The organism is Nocardioides cremeus, assembly GCF_030518195.1.
GTDB lineage: Bacteria > Actinomycetota > Actinomycetes > Propionibacteriales > Nocardioidaceae > Nocardioides > Nocardioides cremeus.
The window spans coordinates 1-210 of record NZ_JAULSC010000492.1 but is presented as its reverse complement, the minus strand read 5'-3'; the positions used below and the strand labels follow the sequence as shown (position 1 = coordinate 210).

The following is a 210-nucleotide window of genomic DNA, read 5'->3' as shown; positions in this document are numbered from 1 at the left end:
GGCAGCAGCCGCATCGGCGCCATCGAGGCGCGCAGGCTCTTGACGTGCAGCCCCACCCGGAAGGCGCCGGTACGCCGCCGCGCACGGCAGTCGGCCGCCACCGCCATCGTGCGCTGGTCGACGACGTGGGGGTGGGGCACCACGGTGGCCTCGCGGTCCCACCGGCGACGGATCTCCTCGGCCGCGCCGGGGGTCAGCGTCAGCAGCGCG

1 pseudogene is annotated in these 210 nt (G+C 77.1%); it reads right to left on the bottom strand.

Going from position 1 to position 210, the window contains the following annotated elements:
- Positions 1-210: pseudogene (locus QWJ41_RS21845) on the bottom strand (hypothetical protein); the annotation flags it as partial.